Source organism: Burkholderia sp. AU31652, from assembly GCF_002223155.1.
Taxonomy (GTDB): Bacteria; Pseudomonadota; Gammaproteobacteria; order Burkholderiales; family Burkholderiaceae; genus Burkholderia.
Genome location: NZ_NKFG01000003.1, coordinates 436,655 through 452,858, shown reverse-complemented (window position 1 = coordinate 452,858; position 16,204 = coordinate 436,655). Strand labels below are relative to the sequence as shown.

The window sequence follows — 16,204 nt, the reverse complement described above, 5'->3', positions numbered from 1 at the left end:
GCTCGTGCTCGACACCTCTGCCTTCACCGAAGGCCTGCTGCTTGGCGCCGCGCTGTTCACGTCCGTCGGCCCCAAGGACGCTTTCGTCATCAAGCGCTCGATCTCGAGCCCCCATCTGCTTTCCATCGCCCTCGTCTGCGCAGGCAGCGACGCACTGCTGATCGTGCTCGGTGCGCAGGGATTGTCGTCGTTGCTGTCGCGACATCCCGGCGTGGTATCGGCCGCGCTTTGGGCCGGCATCGCGTATCTCGCCGGCTATGGCCTGCTTGCGCTGCGCTCGGCGATCCGGCGACGACAGCCCGAGCACGTCGACGGTCCGGGCACGGACAGCGAATCCACGCGCTCGCGCACGGTACTCGCGACCGCCGCCGTCTCGCTGCTCAATCCGTATGCGTGGATCGACACCGTGCTGCTGCTCGGCACCGTGATCGTGAGCCATACGCCCGCCGCGCGCGCGCCGTTTGCGATCGGCTCGATGACGGCTTCGCTCGCGTGGTTCCTGATGCTCGCGTATGGCGCCCGCGCATGCCGCGCGTGGTTCGCCCGCACGCTCGCATGGCGCATGCTCGATTGCTTCGTCGCGGTGATGATGCTCGGCTTCGCGGTGCGTTTCGCGATCGATGCACTGCGGGCGTCAGCGGCCCGATAACGTGCGAAACACGTCGTGCGCGCCGGCATGCCGCTCGAAGCCGATGCCCGGCGCTTGCGGCACGCGTGCGTATCCGGCGTCGACGCTTGCGCCATCGGCCAGTCCGCTGAACGGATGAAACGCGAACGGACTGACTTCCGCACCGCCGAGCCCGAGCGCCGCGACGACGTGCAGCGAGAACAGGTGGCCGCCATGCGGCCAGAACGCATCGCGCCGCCAGCCGCGCGATGCGAAGTGTTCGACGATCTGCAGATAGCCCGGCAGCCCATAGCCATGCACCGGATCGAACACGAGCACGTCGCGCTCGGGCCGCAGGCCGCCGTAGCGGTCGAGCAGCTTCGCTTCCGCGAGCGAGAACAGCGCCTCGCCGGCCGCGATCGGCGGTGCGTAGCGCGTGGCGATGTCCGCCTGGAGCGGCAGGTCGAGCGGATCGCAGATATCCTCGAACCACCAGAGATCGAACGGCGCGAGCATCGCGGCGGCCGCGCCGACGGTCGTCGCGTCGTACGTGTTCATCGCGTCGACCGCGAGATGCGAACTGTCCGCTAATTGCCTTGCGGCTGCTTCGATGCGCCTGCGGTCCTGATCGAGATCCGCGCCGCCGATCTTGATCTTCGCGTGCGTGTAGCCGAGATCGGCAATGCGGCGCATTTCGTCCGACAGACGCGCGAGATCGTCATGCGGATAGCGGTAGCCGCCGCCGGCGTACACACGCACGCGTGGTGCGGCCGTCCGTTCAAGTCGGTCGGCGAGAAAGCGAGCGAGCGGCACATCGGCGATCTTCGCGGCGGCATCCCAGATCGCCATGTCGAGCGTGCCGACTGCGACACACCGTTCACCGTGCCCACCCGGCTTCTCGCCGGCCATCATCGCGCGCCATGCGCGGAACGGGTCGAGGTTCGTGCCGGCCTCGTCGGCGAGTGAGTCGGCGGCGGCCAGCAGGCGCGGCGCGAACCGTTCGCGAATCAGGCCGCCCTGCGCGAAACGGCCGATCGACGCGTAGCCGCAGCCTGTCACCGGGCGGCCATCGCGCACGACGTCGGTGATGACCGCGACAACGCTCGTCGTCAGGCCGCCGGACGGGATCGCCGGGTCGGCATAGCGGGACACGGGAATCGCTTGTTCGTGGATCGCGGTGATGCGCATGGTCGGGGTTCCGAAGGTGGCAGCCGAGACGCTGGCAAACGACGTACGCGATGCGGCCGTAACAGTGGGCGGACCGCTGCATCATAGGCGCTGTCGCCGCAGGCTGCAGGCGTGCGCTACCGGGGCGGACGATCGTGCTGCAGCCGCTGCGTGATCGCCGAGAAGTCGGCCTGGATCACGGCGAAGATGAACGCGGTCGACATCCCGAACAGCAGCACGCCGCACGACGATTCGATCGCGCCGAGCATTCGCCAGTTCGCGGCGGGCACGATGCCTGACGCGCCCCGCGTCGACATCGCGTCGATCGAGAAGAACAGCGCATCGCTGAATGAACCGATCGCACCGACCTGCACGAGCGTCGCGCCCCACGCGATCGCCTCCAGCGTATGCAGCAGTCCGAGCGCGATGCAGATCAGCGCGATGATGCCCGTCACCTGGCGCAGTTGTTGGTGGATGTCGTCGCGGCGCACGTCGAGCGCTTCGCGGAGCCGGCGCGCGACGACCGCCAGGCCGACCATCGCCGCGGTGTGCACGAGGATCGTGGTCATGCCGAGCAGGATGCCGATCGTCCAGCTTTCCATGGGAGGCCTTTGGGGTCGGGGGCGGCAGCGGGGATGGGCGGAAGATTAACACCGGCGCCGCGCAATGGCGCGGGCGGGTGGCAATGGGTTTCCGGCGGCCGCACCGGGCGCGACGTCGGGCCATGCAATCGGCACACTCGGCACTTCCGGCCCTTTCGGGAACGACGCTTGATATGTGCGCGTGCTCAGCCTCGCTGAAAGAAACGCGGTCATGCTCGGCGAGCTGTTTCCGAACCGGAACGCGTTCTATTGAGCCGGAATCCTCCGCTTGCCCTCCCGGCCCCAGGAACCGGGAAGGGATCGAGCGACGCAGGGATGCGTCGCTCGAATCGACCGGCCCGCTCAGGCAAAGACGAAGTACTTGCGCACCGTTTCCACCACTTCCCACGTGCCTTTCATGCCGGGTTCGATCACGAACACGTCGCCGGCCTTCAGGTGCACCGCCTCCTCGCCTTCCGGCGTGATGATGCAGTAGCCGTCGAGAAAGTGGCAGTACTCCCATTTTTCGTAGTTCACCTCGAACTTGCCCGGCGTGCAGATCCAGGTCCCCATGATCTTGCTGCCGTCCTTCGAGAGGTAGGCGTTCAGGTTCACGGTGTGCGGATCGCCGCCGATACGCTTCCACTTGGTCGCATCGAGGACCGGGGTCGGGCAGGTTTCGCGCAGAACGGTGATGAAATCGGACATGTCGGCTCCAGACTAACGATCGTGTAAGAGGCCTGTCACGTTAGTTCGAAAGCGTGTTGGGGACTTGTATGCGTCCGACGCGGACTCGTCTATTTTCGACACGGGCCTTCGGGCGGGCACTCGGCCGTTCGTTCGGCTCCGCGTTGCGCGTTACGCCGACGAACCGCTTCGAGCCGATCCCTTTTTGACGACCATTTCCGGCGGTGCCACCGCACCTCCCTCGCGTCGTGCGGGCCTTGAAGCCGGCGGCCAAAACCGCCCACTTGCCACATCTCGGCCAAACCCTGTCGAATTGCGCGTTCTGCGGGCGTCGTGTAATGGCCATTACTTCAGCTTCCCAAGCCCCAGCGCGATAATCAGAGCCACTGTCTACGCGCATTCTCACGTCATAATTTCTCCCGGCTGCACGAAGAACCGCTGTTCATGCGGGCTTCACTGCGATGCCAGTTTTCACCCCAGCTATAATTTCGAGAAGCTGCAAGTCGGGCTGACTTGTCGCGCACGCATCCATTGATGCGTTCCAGCGGAACTCCCTCCACCCCACTGCACGAAATGACGAGCATACGCGACACTACACGCCAATCTGACAACCACACCGACCGCAATCCCAAGCTACCCACCTAAAGTACGCCGCAAGCAGAGCAAGATCCCCAAACAGACACATCATCGCACTCGCAAAAAATAAAAATTCAATAAAATCAATACTTTATGCAAATCACAAACGTTTGCGAGAGCGCAACCACACCAGCCATTCACTCTGATTCGCTCTGATTCACTCCAATTCACGCGAATTCACACCAGACACACCTTCGAAAATATCTCTGCAACGGGGCATTTGACAGCAGCAAGTTTGGTGGTACATTTGTGCCATCGATGACTCCGCAGGATGAATCATGGCCAGCAGCAAAGAGAAAGTTGCGACGCCCCCTGTTATCTCGCACATCTCGCTCACTTCGTTTTTGAACCAACTGCGGGATATGGGCACCGTACCGATGCGCATCGACAAGACGTTGATGCCCAAAGCATCCGGTTCTCAGCAATCCGGCACGATCTCGGCCCTCCGTTTTCTTGGGCTCATTGACGACACCGGAAAACCCAAAGATCACTTCAAAAGCATTGTCTTAGCCGACGACGACGCGCGTAAGGAACCACTTAACAGGATCTTTCGCGAGTCGTATGGCTTCCTGTTCGACGACCCCGAATTTGATTTGAGCCATGCCAGCTCGGGTCAAGTGATGGAAAAGTTCAAGACGTGGGGAATCAACGGAAGCACCCTCACGAAGACCATCGCGTTTTTCCTCTCCGCAGCCAAGGAATACGGAATTCCAGTGTCTCCGCACGTCAAGGCGCCCGCAGCACCGAAAGGCACCAATGGCGGCACGAGGGGGAAGAAAGGCAAAGTCGGCACCGACGAATCCCAGGTCAACGCGGGGAAGGTGATTGACTCAGCGGATGAGGTTGCCCCTGGACTCGAGGTTTTTTCGATTCCTCTGCCCGGCAAGTCCACTGCGAAAATCATTGTGCCAGCCGGCCTAGATGCTGACGATTGGGCAATGCTGCAAACGATGCTCGGGGCTTACATCCAACGCTGGAAGGGCTTTAAGCCCGAAGGGAAAGAATGAAAAGAAGATGACTCGGCCCCGGTTACATAGCTCGTAGTAGCCGGGCCGGAAAAAACAACGCCCCCAACACCTTGATCTCTGCCAGGAGATCGAAACGTTGGAGGCGCCGGCGAGCAGAAGACAGCGCGTTAAGGCGTGCCTCTGTCACCCACAGTTATCTGCCGATAACCCTTGTAGTCTACGCGACAAGGGAGCTGGGGGCAAGAATCGCTTTCAACCTCCTTACATGGAGGGGTTTATGCCCAACCTCGCTCTCGAGCAGGCAAAGACCGTCTTCGTGCGTAACTACACCCGGATTCGCTTCGGCAATCTGGAACATGTGTGCTCGCACTGGCGGTCCGCACCCGGTCAGTTGAGTTTCAACTTCGACTGATCAACAACGGAACGATTCGGGCTCCCGAGGGAGCCCGCTTCTTTTTGCTGCCGGAAGGGAATCACTTCTTACCCTGTGGCTCGTGCTTGTCCTTGATCAGCTGATAGTAAGTACTCGCGCCGGCCTTCGTCAGCTTCACCTCGGCGATGAACTTTTCGACGATGTCCTTCCGGGTCACATCCTTGACGGCTCGCATCCGCTTGTAGATTTCGATCGCCAGTTCCATTTTCGTCGGCGGGGCCGCCGTCGCTTGTGCCGCCTTCGCTGCGGTATCGTTCCCCGTCGAGTTCCAGGCCGCGTCCTGCTTCTGATCAGCAGCAACCGGCTTGCCAGCTTTCTCGTCCTTGCTCGTTGCACCTTGCTTCTGATCGACCATGATCACACTCCGTTCGTTGAAAGTGCGCCCAGGGTCCGGCAGATCAACCTTCGGGGCAACGGCGACGAGCAATCACGGCCGACACGACGGCTACCGACCTTGCATCGGCCCCAGCAGCTCAGCGACGCGCTGGAATGCTCGGTAGATCAGTTGTTGCAACGAGGATCGAAACGGCCGGACGACCAACTCGCGATGATCGCAGATGCGCTCGATGGATTGGATAGCAACGAGCGGGAACTCGTCGTGAATTTCGTTCAGCAGTTCGCCGACATGCTCAAGGCCAAGCATTCGACCAAGAGCAAACGGCGCAAGTAACAATCAAGTCTTGCAGCGACAAACGTTGCACTCACTCGGATCAAACTATTCCATGGCTGATCTTTCAAACTATACGGGCAACCCACCGAATACATTCGCACTGAGCGTCATCCATGCGCTGGAAGCCGCCGGCTTTACTATCGCTCCCACAACGCAAGGTCCGAATGTCCAGAGAAAGACTCTGCGCATCACTTGGCGCGGCGTCCACGTCGGGAATATGCGCGAGGACCTCTGGGGGCATAATCCCCCATATGCTTGCTTGTACCGGTTCGAGAAGAATCGCGCCAAGGCTCCTCCAAACTTCGACAAGGTCGAGTTCGCCCTGCGACATGGGTGTAATCCGAGTCTATTGCAGGTCAATAGTGACTACAGCGGTTCGTATCTTTGGGTCCAGGACGAAGCGACGTGCCTGCTTCTGATGCAAGACTGGGCGAGAAGGATCGATGAAGAAAATCGGCTTGAATCGGATTGGGCCGAGCCAGAATTGAGAGCGTCCGTCGTCGCGTATCTCGACATGGCACGTCGGCTCCGGAACGGGCAACCCGTTGTAAAGAAGCAGGTCTATCGAGACCTCTCCGCGGGAATTGGCCGGTCCGAGAAGTCATGCGAATACCGGATGCAGAACATCTCTCATGTCTTAGCTCTCATGGGACGGGACTGGATACCCGGCCTCCCACCGGCAAAGAACGTGGGGGTTAGGGTCACTGAGCAGATAGAAACGCTCATCTGCGAACTGGAAGGCCGCCACGAATCGCCGAGGGCTACCGAAGCAGCTACGGTCGCCAAGCTTCGCAAGACGCTGAAACAACGCCCCGCAGGAAGCAAAACGCCCCAAAAAACTACATCAACCACGACCAGCGTCGTGCGGGATCCGCAGGTCAAAGCATGGGTGCTGGAGCGAGCAAATGGGACATGCGAAGCTTGCGACCAGCCGGCTCCGTTTATCGGCGCAGACGGCTTCCCATTTCTGGAGGTCCATCATCTCCGCAGACTTGCGGACGACGGATCGGACACGCCAGAGAATGCGGTCGCCGTTTGCCCGAACTGCCATCGACGGCTCCACTTCTCGGAAAATGCTCGTGCATACCGAGAAACGCTCTATGAAAAGGTCGCTGAGCTGGTGCGCGAGTAGAATCTCAGGAATTGGGTGGGCGACCGCTATATGTCGCCCACGTTGATTCGATGAACCTCGCATCCACGTTGGAACGTCTTCGAGAAGCAACCGCAGTTTCTCCATGAAAGCTGCTCGCGGGAGGTCGCCGCCGAAATCGTCACACACCGCCGCAGCCAGCTCGCAAATATGCTCGTCGGTCAACGTCGGGAAATCGTTGGGGTGTTGGGTGTCATCCATGCCGCCACAATCCCCCGATAGGTGATAGATGACAACTAGGCGAAAACGGTCGCGCGATCGAGAGCTCTAGTAAATCTCAGAGAGTTTTGCTACCTTTTTAGAAAATGCAAAAAACTGGGTACTGAACTCGAACATCAACCCACACACAACACGGGGAAACCAATGATTCGCAAGTTTTCGCACTTGTGCAATTCCTCATACCAAGCAGCAGCGCCGCTGCTGAAAAGCTAGGTGGCACATATAATCGTTACCTGCATTCGCAGCCAGCAGTGAACCCATCCATCGGAGGGCTCATGAAATTGTTCTCGTTTGCGATTCTCGCCACTCTAGCCGGCGTCCAGTCGTCCTTTGCAGGACAGGTGGAAACCCGGATTTTCACTTCACAGCAATGTCCTGTTACATCGCCTGCCTCTACAACGGCGAGCCCTGGCGCATTCGCCCCAATTGTCGCCGCTCTGATGTCAGCCGCCATTGCGCCTCTTGTACAGTCGGTGGTTGATAAAGCCAGCGGACTTGTCACAGAAGCCGCAAAGGAAAAAGATCAGGTGCTCAGTGTGCCACCGGCTATCCAGAAACAGTTCTACCAGATCGGCATTGCCGGAGACGTTCTTGTCAATCCAGCCATTGCTTGTCTGATTATTGTTCGAGGAACATTCGTCAATAAGAAACCCGAAACAGCATCACATTCCGATGATCTAGTTCTCAAATCCATACTCGCGAATTTCAACCCTGTCGACAGCAACGATCCTGCAGTAGTTAGCACCGGGGTATGGCTTGCTGATAATCCAGAATTCTACTTCGAGACTTCGATGATCGTTGGGGACGACAAGAAATCTATAGCCTTTCAACCTCGCGCAATCTATATTGGGCAGTTCGCAATGCACAACGGCTTGTTCGGCCCCAGGCATCGAAACTATAAAATCGCGGTGACTTTCACCGACTGGTCAAACAATACGGCCTTCGCAAGCACCGAGTTTGACTTTCAAGGTGTCGAGCAGGGCAAAGGGCAGCAAGACTGTGTTGGTGTGAAGATTGGCGCATCTTGCACTAGCTCGCTGCTTGGCGGCCTGCACGGCTGGTTCTCTACGAAACCAGCAACCGATGCAACTCAGGCGATCGCGAAACAACGCGCAAACACTGCACTATCGCTGCGGCAAGCTGTGGTGCTGCCCGCAGACACTCCTCCCGCCCCTCCTACCGAATCGGCACATACAGTACAGGCCCACAGCCTGTACTGCCGCGAACTTGTCAAAGCAAACAAAGCCAAGCCTGACGCTCAAAAGGTCTCTGACGACGCCTGCCCACTAGAGCTTGTTAATTCAAAGCAAGAGTACATGTTAGCAAAGGCAGCGGATCAGCGAGCTAGTGATCAAATCGCAGCAAAGTCATTGTGGAACAAGCACTGCGCGGGGAAAAATTATGAAAGCAATGCCAACGGTGCTGCCCGATGCCTTCAGGGAGAGTTTTTCAAATTACCACTATATGCTGGCGACATCCTGATCTCCGCTAGCATCACCGAGGAACGTCCACCCAACGCGGTCGCTGCATTCTTCGCACCGACCGTTGCCGCCGTAACCCCCAAGCTAAAAGATGAAGTAGTGTCGCAGCTCGACCCGGTCGCTAGAGATGCTCGTGCGAAGGAAAAACAAACGCAAGAACAAACGGCTGCGACAGCCTCTCGGCAAGCAATTGTCGCCGCCGAAGTCGCCAAGCTCGCCGTTGACGAAGCCCAGCAAAACTATCAACAAGCTCTTGATTCATATAATAAGAATCAAGACGATACTAAGCTGAGAATCGCTGTGATCGAAAATCAGAGCAACCTATTGCAAAAAAAATCGATAGCCAACGAGGCCGCACGAGCTGCAGGTCAACCCGTGCCGTTTGACGACATTTACTGAGTCTGGAGACTCAAATGGCAAATATAGCCCTGTTGTCACTTTCCTCAAGCATCAATCTTTCAGAACTTACTAGAGTAGCGGGCGCTGTCCAACGGCAGGTAAACGAACACGCCTCGTGTTGGTCGATTAGCGGAACGATCACCGCGTATGCGACCCCTTCTGATGTCCCGTACGACTACCAGCGCGTAACAATTGTGAGCAACCATCCGAACGGACACATGGGGGTTCATATTGGACACGATCAGGCTAATCAACCATACGCACTTGTCAGCGATGACGGAGAGTGGAGCGTCACGGTCAGTCATGAAGTGCTTGAGATGCTGGTTGACCCCAGTTTCAGCGCGTTCGTAGGGGGAACTTTAAACAATGGGCAATCCGTAAATTTTCTCAAGGAGATATGCGACCCATGTCAGGGCAACTCCTATTCTGTCAACGGAGTATCAGTTTCTGATTTCGTAACGCCCGCCTATTACATCGCCGCCAGTCCCAGCAGCGCGACGTTTACATATTGCGGAAATATTGCTGCACCGTTTTCCGTTGCTCCATATGGATGCCTTGTATGGCAAGATCCAAGCACTGGAGACTTTTGGGCGTATGTCAATACTGGCGCTAGTGGACAAGTGCAGCATCTAGGTCAATTTGATGGTGGCGTCGGCTCAATGAGTCTACGATGTTGGGCCGACAGTCGCATGCGTCAACGAGGTTATAAGCCGCGCGGGAAACAGGCCAAACGACTTGCCCGCGCACGCGCGGAACATGATAAGGCAGCACAATCGGCTGCAACGCGATGGTTGAAGGAGATGGCTAACCTCTACCCTGCCGTTGTTCCAACAGAGTACCTCCAAAACAGTCAATAACAAGCCGCCCCAGTGCACACAACGGACGACGCCACCGGCAGACGATCCAGCCATGCCAGTTTCGCTGCGACCGCCCAAAACCTCCCGCTTGCCATCCCCACCCGAACCCCTGTAGAATTGCGCGTTCTGCGGGCGTCGTATAATGGCCATTACCTCAGCTTCCCAAGCTGATGACGTGGGTTCGATTCCCATCGCCCGCTCCACTTTCCGGCTGCATCGCAGCCTGCGCATGAGCCGCCTCGTCGAAGGCGGCTTTTTTGTACCATGTGCCGGTTCCCCCGGCGCACTGCTGCGCGCAACGGGCCCTCGCCCGCAACCGAGCCTTTCTCTGTCACCGATGATGCACGACGATCCGAACGAAGCCGGCCTGCCGCCGCACGACGACGCCATTCCCGATGAAGCCGCCGAAGGCGCCGACGCAGTCAATCCGCTGCACCACCGCCGCATCCGCAGCTTCGTGACGCGCGCCGGCCGCGTGTCGACCGGCCAGCGCCGCGCGATGGACGAACTCGGCCCGCGCTTCGTGGTGCCGTATGCGCCGGAACTGCCCGACTGGAACGCGGTGTTCGGCCGCAGCGCACCGCGCATCCTCGAGATCGGCTTCGGCATGGGCGCATCGACTGCGGAAATCGCCGCGAACCGCCCCGGCGACGACTTCCTCGGCGTCGAGGTGCACGAACCGGGCGTCGGCGCGCTGCTGAAGCTGATCGGCGAGCAGGATCTGACGAACATCCGCATCATCCAGCACGACGCGGTCGAAGTGCTCGAGCACATGCTCGCGCCGGAAAGCCTCGACGGCGTGCACATCTTCTTCCCCGACCCATGGCACAAGGCGCGCCACCACAAGCGCCGGCTGATCCAGCCGCCGCTCGTCGCGCATCTCGCGTCGCGCCTGAAGCCCGGCGCGTACATTCACTGCGCGACCGACTGGCAGAACTACGCGGAACAGATGCTCGACGTGCTCGGCGCGGAGCCGACGCTCGAAAACACGGCCTCCGACTACGCGCCGCGCCCCGACTACCGCCCGGTGACGAAGTTCGAACGGCGCGGGCTGCGGCTCGGCCACGGCGTGTGGGACCTGGTGTTCCGCAAGCGCGCAGGCTGAGCCCTCCCGCCGAGGCGGCGCACGCCGCCCTGCTCCGGACAAGAAAAAGCCCGACCGGCCTACGCCGATCGGGCTTTTTTCATGGAAGGCGCGCCCGCCTTCGTGTTCGCGTCACGCCCAGTTCAGCCAGCCGCTGTACCCGACCAGCAGCACGAACAGCCCGAACGCGATCCGGTACCACGCGAACACCGTGAAATCGTGCGACGCGACATAGCGCAGCAGCCAGCGCACGCATACGAACGCGCTGACGAATGCCGCGACGGCGCCCAGCACGAACAGGCCGAGCGAATCGACGGTGAACGCCTGCCAGTCCTTGACGGTTTCATAGAGCGTCGCGCCGAAGATGATCGGGATCGCGAGGAAGAACGAGAATTCGGTGGCGACGCGCCGGTCGAGGCCGAACAGCATCCCGCCGATGATCGTCGAGCCCGAGCGCGACATGCCGGGAATCAGCGCGAAGCACTGCGCGATGCCGACCTTGAGCGCGTCGAGCGGCGTCAGCGCATCGACCGACACCACGCGCGGCGGTTCGCTGCGCTCGCGCTGCCGCGCCTCGGCCCACAGGATGATCGCGCCGCCCACGACGAGCGCGAACGCAACGGGGACCGGCGAGAACAGCACGGCCTTGATCTTCTTCTCGAACAGGAGGCCGAGCGCAATGGCGGGAATCGTCGCGATCACGACGTTCAGCGTGAAGCGCCGCGCGTCGGGCCGGCTCGGCAGCCCGGACACGATGGACGCGATCCGTTGCCGGTATTCCCAGCAGACCGCGAGGATCGCGCCGAACTGGATCACGACGTCGAACGTCTTCGCGTGTGAATCGTTGAAATTCAGGAAGCTGCCCGCGACGATCAGGTGACCGGTGCTCGACACCGGCAGGAATTCCGTCAGCCCCTCGACGACGCCGAGGATCAAAGCCTTGCAGATCAGGATCCAGTCCATCCGTGGCCCAACTCCGAAATGGTCGAATGAATGGGCCACTCTTCCGCGCGCGGCCCCCCTCCGGCCGAGCGCGGTGCGCCGTCACTTTTCGACGATGGCCACGCGTATGCCGTTTGTAAGAATCGTAATTGTACCGGGTTCGTAGTTCACCCCGGCAAATTGCAGTTGTTCGGGCTTGAACGTGTAGATCGGATAGTTGGTCAGCAACTGCGTCGCGAGCAGGCCCGCGGCCGCGCCGACCTGCTGCGCGTACATCTGCGCGTCGCCGTCGAGCGCGAGGCTGTCGACGGCCGGCGACCTCAGCACGACCGAGCGGCTCGGCGCGTCGTAGGCCAGTTGGCCCGACACGGTGAACTTGCCGCTGACGGGCGCACGCAGGAACGGGCTCACGAAATGCGCGTCGAGCTGCACGGCCACGCGGTTCTGATCGGGCAGCAGGTTGACGGCCGGGTTCGCGAGCGACACGTCGACGACCTGCGCGACCGTCTTCTGGTACGGGAACTTGCGCGCGACGGCTTTCTGCACGTCACCGCGCGAGAAGGTGTAGTGATCGGGGATGAACGGGAACGTCGACGCGCACGCGGCAAGCGAAAGCGTCACGCCGATGGCGCCGACGGTTGCGGCAAGAAAACGGCGCCGGCCGGGCGCGCAAGGTGCGGTCATGCTGAACACTCTCCTGGTTGCGACGGCCGCGTCGCGGCCTCGAGACGCGTGAGCCACGCGAGCGCGTCGTCGCGCGACGCGCCGCACATGTCCGCGGCCGGCTGCAGCCCGGAGCAGCACGCGGGCCGCTCGGGGCGGCCGAAGATCCGGCAGCGCAGATCGTCGCCGAGCTGCACGCAGCGCACGCCGGCCGGCTTGCCGTCGGGCATGCCCGGAATCGGGCTGGAAATCGACGGCGCGATGCAGCACGCGCCGCAGCCCTCGCGGCACGCATGCGGCGGCGGGACATCGGCGGGTGCCGGGCGGACAGGCAATTCGACGGACACTCGGCTCTCTCGAACGAACAACAAAAAACGGTGCGGCAACCGGACGCGGTGCCGGCAGCCCTACCCCGCATTGTGCCATCGCCGGCTGCGACGTTATTACACAATGCAGCCCAATCGCGCGTTTATATACTCGAAAGCATCTAAAAAAGCGCGAGACCGTCATGCATTCTGGTTCTGCCGACACCTTGTTCCGTCCCGATTTGCTCACGAAATACGGCGCGAACGGGCCGCGCTATACGTCGTATCCCACCGCGCTGCAGTTCCGCGACGATTTCGACCCGGCCGACTACGTGCGTGCGGCAACCGACCCCGGTGCATCGTCGAGCGAGCTGTCGCTGTACTTCCACATCCCGTTCTGCAACACCGCGTGCTTCTACTGCGGCTGCAACAAGATCGCGACCAACAACCATCGCCGCGCGCGCCCGTATCTCGACCAGCTCAAGCGCGAGATGGCGCTGCAGGCCGCGCTGTTCGATCCCGCGCGCCCGGTCACGCAGCTGCACTGGGGCGGCGGCACGCCCACCTTCCTGTCCGACGACGAAACGGCCGAGCTGATGGCGGCCACCCGCGAGCACTTCATGCTCGCGCCGGATGCCGACGCCGAATTCTCGATCGAGATCGACCCGCGCACGGTCACGCCCGCGACGCTCGTCCATCTGCGCAACATCGGCTTCAACCGGCTGAGCCTGGGCGTGCAGGATTTCGATCCGGTCGTGCAGCGGGCGATCAACCGCATCCAGCCGCTGGCGATGACGGCCGACCTGCTCTCCGCCGCGCGCACGACGGGCTTTCATTCGGTGAGCGTCGACCTGATCTACGGGCTGCCGCACCAGACCGTGTCCGTGTTCGCGCGCACGCTGGAAACGATCATCGAACTCGCACCCGACCGGCTGTCGGTGTTCGGCTACGCGCACATGCCGCACCTGTTCAAGATGCAGCGACAGATCGACGACGCGACGCTGCCGCCGCCGGAAACGCGCATCGCCTTGCTCGGCCTCGCGATCGACATGCTGACGTCGGCCGGCTACGTGTATATCGGGATGGACCACTTCGCGCGGCCGTCCGACGAACTCGTGCGGGCGCAGAAGAACGGCACGCTGCAGCGCAATTTCCAGGGCTACAGCACGCGCGCGGATACCGACCTCGTCGGGTTCGGCGTGTCGTCGATCGGCAAGGTCGGCGACGTCTACGCGCAGAACGCGAAGGACCTGCCCGCGTACGGCGCCGCGCTCGACGCGGGCCGGCTGCCGATCGCGCGCGGCGTGCGGCTCACCCCCGACGACCGGCTGCGCCGCGACGTGATCACGCAGCTGATGTGCAACCTCGACCTGCCGTTCTCGCACGTCGAGGCCGCGCACGGCATCCACTTCGCCGATCATTTCGCGCGCGAACTCGACGCGTTGCGCCCGTTCGAGCGCGACGGGCTGCTGACGATCGCGGCCGACCGCCTGACGATCCATCCGGCTGGCCGGATGGTCGTGCGCAACATCGCGATGGCATTCGACGCGTATCTCGGCCAGACGCCGCAGCAGCGCTACTCGCGCACGGTCTGAGCCCGACGGGCCCGGCCGGCCGCACGCGGGCGGCCGGTTTGATACAGTGTGGGGCTTACGCCCCGCCAGATTCCGCACGATGCGCACCACCAAAGCGACCCACGCGGTCGAACGCCTGAAGACCCGCTCCGGCAACCCGCAATTCGCGGCCGTCGCGATGGCGGGCGGCCTGTTTTATCTCGTCGACCGCTCCGGCGGCACGGCCGAGAAGCGCTGCGAGCCGCTGCCGCTCGACGAGTTCGTCAAATTCGTCGACGAATTCGGCCCCAAAAAACCGCGCAAGGCGAGCAAGCTCGACCTCGCGTTCGAGGCGCAGATCAAGAAGAGCAAGGGGTAAAGGTCTGTTGCAGGCCGCCTGAAGGCTTCGCGGCCGCCCCCTTTGGTACAATCACGAAGTTTCTCTATCCCCGCTGATGGCCGACGAGGCTGCGTGACCACACCATGAATATCGAAAACGCGCGTTTCAACATGATCGAACAACAGATCCGGCCGTGGGACGTGCTGGATCTCGACGTCCTGGGCCTGCTGTCGATCGTCAAGCGTGAAAACTACGTTCAGGCCGAATACCGCGATCTCGCGTTCGCCGACCTCGAACTGCCGCTGCCCGGCGGCAACGGCAAGATGTTGTTCCCGCGCGTCGAAGCGCGCGTGCTGCAGGAGCTGACGGTCAAGAAGCACGAGAACGTGCTCGTGATCGGCGCCGGCTCCGGCTACCTGGCTGCGCTGTTCGCGCACCGCGCGCAGCACGTGACGGCCGTCGAGATCGATCCGACCAACGCGAAGTTCGCGGAAGACAACCTGCGCAACGACGGCGTGACCAACGCGGAAGTCGTCCTCGGCGACGGTTCGCGCGGCTGGGCCGGCAAGGCGCCGTATGACGTGATCTGCGTGGCGGGCGGCCTGCCCGTCGTGCCGCAGGAAATGCTCGAACAGCTGAAGGTCGGCGGCCGCCTCGCGGCATTCGTCGGCGGCCGTCCGGTGATGAAGGCGCAGATCATCACGCGCATCGACGACAAGCAGTACCGCGTCGCCGACGTGTTCGAAACGTACATCGACCACCTCGTCAACGCGATCGAGCCGTCGCGCTTCAAGTTCTGAGCGGCGGAGCCACCATGCAGATCCTGACGGCCGCGATGCTCGCGGAATGGCTCGGCGACAAGGCGCGCCCCGCGCCGGTCGTGCTCGACGTGCGCGAACCGTGGGAAATCGCGACCGCGCATATCGCCGGCAGCGTGTCGATCCCGATGCAGCAGATTCCCGCGCGCAGCGAAGAGCTCGACGACGAAGCGGAAATCGTCTGCGTATGCCATCACGGGATGCGCAGCGCGCAGGTCGCGATGTTCCTCGAATCGCGCGGCTTCACGAAGCTGTACAACCTGCAAGGCGGAATCGACGCGTGGTCGCGCGACGTCGATCCGGCCGTGCCGCGCTACTGATCCTGCCCGCGGCGCATCACGCGCCGCCGCGCCGATCGGCCCCCTGCCGCCGGCCGCACTGATCCCCCCAACGGGCACGCATCGCGTGCCCGTTTCTCTTTTCCGCTCCGGTTCATCACTTCAACGGCACCGTGCTGCGCCCGCGCCCTGCCTGCGCGGTGCGAAGTCATGGTGCACGACGGTCCCCGCACCGCGTGCAGGTGCGGGCACCGGAACGGGGAACCCCGACCGTGCACCATTTGCGCCCGTGAACCTGCACCGCGACGGACCGCGCATGCTGCACGACGCGTCATGCGCACCGTCCCGACGCCCCGCACCGCCCCG

General features: G+C 61.9%; 19 protein-coding genes and 1 tRNA gene. 13 read left to right on the top strand and 7 right to left on the bottom strand.

Translation table 11 applies throughout. From position 1 onward, the window contains the following. Window positions 1–4 precede the first annotated feature (4 nt). Complete coding sequence (locus tag CFB40_RS04715) at window positions 5–649, top strand: LysE/ArgO family amino acid transporter (RefSeq protein ID WP_089430723.1); 645 nt, start codon at window positions 5–7, stop codon at window positions 647–649. Here CFB40_RS04715 and CFB40_RS04710 read toward each other — a convergent pair. The 3 genes from CFB40_RS04710 to CFB40_RS04700 all read right to left on the bottom strand — a co-directional run bounded on the left by CFB40_RS04710 (window position 635) and on the right by CFB40_RS04700 (window position 3,063). Next, window positions 635–1,795, bottom strand: coding sequence for a mandelate racemase/muconate lactonizing enzyme family protein (locus CFB40_RS04710; RefSeq protein ID WP_089430722.1), 1,161 nt, complete (start codon window positions 1,793–1,795; stop codon window positions 635–637). The two genes, CFB40_RS04715 and CFB40_RS04710, sit on opposite strands and share 15 nt — an antisense overlap. Before the next feature lie 116 nt (window positions 1,796–1,911). Then, entirely contained in the window at window positions 1,912–2,376 is a 465-nt protein-coding gene (locus CFB40_RS04705) for a hypothetical protein (RefSeq protein ID WP_089430721.1), read from the bottom strand. 342 nt (window positions 2,377–2,718) lie between these two features. Beyond that, entirely contained in the window at window positions 2,719–3,063 is a 345-nt protein-coding gene (locus tag CFB40_RS04700; protein ID WP_006752094.1) for a cupin domain-containing protein, read from the bottom strand. An 893-nt stretch (window positions 3,064–3,956) separates the two neighbouring features. On the opposite strand from CFB40_RS04700, the gene CFB40_RS04695 reads away from it, so the two are divergent. Together CFB40_RS04695 and CFB40_RS38980 are read left to right on the top strand one after the other, a co-directional pair. Further along, a complete protein-coding gene (locus tag CFB40_RS04695) occupies window positions 3,957–4,685 on the top strand; it encodes a DUF5343 domain-containing protein (RefSeq protein ID WP_089430720.1) in 729 nt (242 codons plus the stop codon). 238 nt (window positions 4,686–4,923) lie between these two features. Beyond that, on the top strand, window positions 4,924–5,058 hold the full coding sequence (locus CFB40_RS38980; RefSeq protein ID WP_256976548.1) for a hypothetical protein: 135 nt from the start codon (window positions 4,924–4,926) through the stop codon (window positions 5,056–5,058). A gap of 61 nt (window positions 5,059–5,119) precedes the next feature. Here the strand turns inward: CFB40_RS38980 and CFB40_RS04685 are convergent, their stop codons facing one another. Next, window positions 5,120–5,434, bottom strand: coding sequence for a hypothetical protein (locus CFB40_RS04685; RefSeq protein WP_089430719.1), 315 nt, complete (start codon window positions 5,432–5,434; stop codon window positions 5,120–5,122). On the opposite strand from CFB40_RS04685, the gene CFB40_RS38975 reads away from it, so the two are divergent. From CFB40_RS38975 to trmB, 6 genes are all read left to right on the top strand, one after another. Continuing rightward, the gene (locus tag CFB40_RS38975; protein ID WP_256976547.1) at window positions 5,417–5,749 is read left to right on the top strand and encodes a hypothetical protein; all 333 of its coding nucleotides are present in this window, start codon (window positions 5,417–5,419) and stop codon (window positions 5,747–5,749) included. The genes CFB40_RS04685 and CFB40_RS38975 overlap by 18 nt on opposite strands. Window positions 5,750–5,801: 52 nt before the next feature. After that, window positions 5,802–6,881, top strand: coding sequence for an HNH endonuclease (locus CFB40_RS38970; protein ID WP_256976546.1), 1,080 nt, complete (start codon window positions 5,802–5,804; stop codon window positions 6,879–6,881). Window positions 6,882–7,393: 512 nt separating this feature from the next. Beyond that, a complete protein-coding gene (locus CFB40_RS37760) occupies window positions 7,394–8,998 on the top strand; it encodes a hypothetical protein (RefSeq protein ID WP_143329813.1) in 1,605 nt (534 codons plus the stop codon). Window positions 8,999–9,012: 14 nt separating this feature from the next. Continuing rightward, window positions 9,013–9,855, top strand: coding sequence for a hypothetical protein (locus CFB40_RS37755; protein ID WP_143329812.1), 843 nt, complete (start codon window positions 9,013–9,015; stop codon window positions 9,853–9,855). Between the two features lie 128 nt (window positions 9,856–9,983). Continuing rightward, window positions 9,984–10,058: transfer RNA gene (locus CFB40_RS04665), tRNA-Gly, on the top strand. Window positions 10,059–10,192: 134 nt separating this feature from the next. After that, the gene (gene trmB, locus CFB40_RS04660) at window positions 10,193–10,960 is read left to right on the top strand and encodes a tRNA (guanosine(46)-N7)-methyltransferase TrmB (RefSeq protein WP_089430717.1); all 768 of its coding nucleotides are present in this window, start codon (window positions 10,193–10,195) and stop codon (window positions 10,958–10,960) included. A gap of 111 nt (window positions 10,961–11,071) precedes the next feature. Here the strand turns inward: trmB and CFB40_RS04655 are convergent, their stop codons facing one another. The 3 genes from CFB40_RS04655 to CFB40_RS04645 form a co-directional block, all read right to left on the bottom strand. Next, window positions 11,072–11,902 carry an undecaprenyl-diphosphate phosphatase gene (locus CFB40_RS04655; protein ID WP_039367732.1) on the bottom strand — a complete coding sequence of 277 codons (831 nt, stop codon included), beginning with the start codon at window positions 11,900–11,902 and terminating at the stop codon, window positions 11,072–11,074. 81 nt (window positions 11,903–11,983) lie between these two features. After that, a complete protein-coding gene (locus CFB40_RS04650; protein ID WP_071334060.1) occupies window positions 11,984–12,565 on the bottom strand; it encodes a DUF1439 domain-containing protein in 582 nt (193 codons plus the stop codon). Beyond that, window positions 12,562–12,891 (bottom strand): YkgJ family cysteine cluster protein, encoded by a 330-nt coding sequence (locus tag CFB40_RS04645; RefSeq protein ID WP_254600200.1) that lies wholly within the window; start codon window positions 12,889–12,891, stop codon window positions 12,562–12,564. The genes CFB40_RS04650 and CFB40_RS04645 overlap by 4 nt, the downstream gene beginning before the upstream one ends. Before the next feature lie 161 nt (window positions 12,892–13,052). On the opposite strand from CFB40_RS04645, the gene hemN reads away from it, so the two are divergent. From hemN to CFB40_RS04625, 4 genes are all read left to right on the top strand, one after another. Next, on the top strand, window positions 13,053–14,444 hold the full coding sequence (gene hemN / locus CFB40_RS04640; protein WP_089430716.1) for an oxygen-independent coproporphyrinogen III oxidase: 1,392 nt from the start codon (window positions 13,053–13,055) through the stop codon (window positions 14,442–14,444). 79 nt (window positions 14,445–14,523) lie between these two features. Next, complete coding sequence (locus tag CFB40_RS04635; RefSeq protein ID WP_006488573.1) at window positions 14,524–14,781, top strand: hypothetical protein; 258 nt, start codon at window positions 14,524–14,526, stop codon at window positions 14,779–14,781. 104 nt (window positions 14,782–14,885) lie between these two features. Then, window positions 14,886–15,542 carry a protein-L-isoaspartate O-methyltransferase family protein gene (locus CFB40_RS04630; RefSeq protein WP_089424696.1) on the top strand — a complete coding sequence of 219 codons (657 nt, stop codon included), beginning with the start codon at window positions 14,886–14,888 and terminating at the stop codon, window positions 15,540–15,542. A 14-nt stretch (window positions 15,543–15,556) separates the two neighbouring features. After that, on the top strand, window positions 15,557–15,880 hold the full coding sequence (locus CFB40_RS04625; RefSeq protein ID WP_089424695.1) for a rhodanese-like domain-containing protein: 324 nt from the start codon (window positions 15,557–15,559) through the stop codon (window positions 15,878–15,880). Window positions 15,881–16,204 lie beyond the last annotated feature (324 nt).